The organism is Ureibacillus massiliensis 4400831 = CIP 108448 = CCUG 49529, assembly GCF_000772965.1.
In the GTDB taxonomy this organism is placed as follows: Bacteria; Bacillota; Bacilli; order Bacillales_A; family Planococcaceae; genus Ureibacillus; species Ureibacillus massiliensis.
Window position 1 is genome coordinate 1 of record NZ_JPVQ01000118.1, and the last position, 1000, is coordinate 1000.

The 1000-nt window shown below is 53.0% G+C and carries 10 tRNA genes; all 10 read right to left on the bottom strand.

The features are described from left to right. Positions 1–37 precede the first annotated feature (37 nt). The 10 genes from CD30_RS19100 to CD30_RS19145 all read right to left on the bottom strand — a co-directional run bounded on the left by CD30_RS19100 (position 38) and on the right by CD30_RS19145 (position 935). A tRNA-Gly gene (locus CD30_RS19100) sits at positions 38–111 on the bottom strand. A gap of 3 nt (positions 112–114) precedes the next feature. Then, positions 115–190: transfer RNA gene (locus tag CD30_RS19105), tRNA-Phe, on the bottom strand. A gap of 13 nt (positions 191–203) precedes the next feature. After that, a tRNA-Asp gene (locus CD30_RS19110) sits at positions 204–279 on the bottom strand. 3 nt (positions 280–282) lie between these two features. Then, a tRNA-Met gene (locus tag CD30_RS19115) sits at positions 283–359 on the bottom strand. Between the two features lie 26 nt (positions 360–385). Continuing rightward, positions 386–478 (bottom strand) — tRNA-Ser (locus CD30_RS19120). Between the two features lie 16 nt (positions 479–494). Beyond that, positions 495–571 (bottom strand) — tRNA-Ile (locus CD30_RS19125). An 8-nt stretch (positions 572–579) separates the two neighbouring features. Further along, positions 580–653, bottom strand: a tRNA-Met gene (locus CD30_RS19130). Positions 654–670: 17 nt separating this feature from the next. Further along, positions 671–746: transfer RNA gene (locus tag CD30_RS19135), tRNA-Ala, on the bottom strand. 29 nt (positions 747–775) lie between these two features. After that, positions 776–852: transfer RNA gene (locus CD30_RS19140), tRNA-Pro, on the bottom strand. Positions 853–858: 6 nt separating this feature from the next. After that, positions 859–935: transfer RNA gene (locus tag CD30_RS19145), tRNA-Arg, on the bottom strand. Positions 936–1000 lie beyond the last annotated feature (65 nt).

Sequence of the window (1000 nt, forward strand, 5' to 3'; positions counted from 1 at the left end):
GCTCTAACCAGCTGAGCTATAGGCCCATTTCATAAAATGGAGCGGGTGATCGGAATCGAACCGACGACATCAGCTTGGAAGGCTGAGGTTTTACCATTAAACTACACCCGCAAATGGTGGGTCCGGACGGAATCGAACCGCCGACACTTTGAGCTTCAGTCAAATGCTCTACCAACTGAGCTACAGACCCATATTTATTTAAATGGCGGTCCCGACCGGGATCGAACCGGCGATCTCCTGCGTGACAGGCAGGCATGTTAACCGCTACACCACGGGACCATTTGGTTGCGGGGACAGGATTTGAACCTGTGACCTTCGGGTTATGAGCCCGACGAGCTACCGAACTGCTCCACCCCGCGATAATGTGATTGATATTTTAAGAAAATGGCGGAGGCAGTAGGATTTGAACCCACGCGCGGTTTAACCCGCCTGTCGGTTTTCAAGACCGATCCCTTCAGCCAGACTTGGGTATGCCTCCGTTTTACTATTATTAATGGTGGACCTTGCAGGACTCGAACCTGCGACCGGACGGTTATGAGCCGTCTGCTCTAACCAACTGAGCTAAAGGTCCTTTAAAGATGGCGGCAGAGGGGATCGAACCCCCGACCTTACGGGTATGAACCGTACGCTCTAGCCAGCTGAGCTACGCCGCCAGGATCTTTATTATGGTTGGTGGAGCCTAGCGGGATCGAACCGCTGACCTCCTGCGTGCAAGGCAGGCGCTCTCCCAGCTGAGCTAAGGCCCCATTACTTTTTATTGCTTGGTCCACTTATATGGTCGGGAAGACAGGATTCGAACCTGCGACCCCTTGGTCCCAAACCAAGTGCTCTACCAAGCTGAGCTACTTCCCGTATCTTTGGCGCGCCTGGCAGGAGTCGAACCCACAACCTTCTGATCCGTAGTCAGACGCTCTATCCAATTGAGCTACAGGCGCTAATAAATGCTTTTTCTATAAATGGTGCCGAGGACCGGAATCGAACCGGTACGGTAGTCACCTAC